The 499-nt window shown below is 62.9% G+C and carries 1 protein-coding gene; it reads left to right on the top strand.

Annotation, left to right across the window (positions count from 1 at the left end; all coding sequences use genetic code 11):
• Positions 1 to 246 precede the first annotated feature (246 nt).
• A partial coding sequence (locus EN994_RS34710; RefSeq protein WP_127308313.1) for an FAD-dependent oxidoreductase occupies positions 247 to 499 on the top strand: 253 nt, incomplete at its 3' end.

The raw sequence follows: 499 nt of genomic DNA, 5'->3' as shown, positions 1-499 counted from the left end.
CTCCAGAGGTTTCGCCCCTTCTAAAAATGGCGAAAGGAATTTCGTCAAAGCCGACCTCCTCCCCGGCGATGACGAATATGGCCGGCCTTCACCTCCTCCCGAAGGTCGACCCGAAAAACGACACCCGCCGGACCTCCTCCCCCGGCGGGTGTTGTTGTTTTCACGAGGCGCTCCCATCAGCAGCTGTTTGCCCCGCACCGCGCACGGCAATTGCAATCGCCGCACCAAGCGATTATTCCGGCGCTCATGAGCAAAAACCCAATCCACATCATCGGCGGCGGCCTCGCCGGTTCCGAAGCCGCCTGGCAGGCAGCGCAAGCCGGCGTGCCCGTCATCCTGCATGAAATGCGGCCCGTTCGTGGCACCGATGCGCACAAGACCGATAGCCTGGCCGAGCTCGTCTGTTCCAATTCCTTCCGCTCCGACGACGCCGACAACAACGCGGTCGGCCTGTTGCACGCCGAAATGCGGCTGGCCGGCTCGTTGATCATGAGCGCCG

Source organism: Mesorhizobium sp. M7A.F.Ca.CA.002.09.1.1, from assembly GCF_003998555.1.
GTDB lineage: Bacteria > Pseudomonadota > Alphaproteobacteria > Rhizobiales > Rhizobiaceae > Mesorhizobium > Mesorhizobium ciceri.
This window is presented reverse-complemented; position numbering and strand designations above follow the sequence as displayed.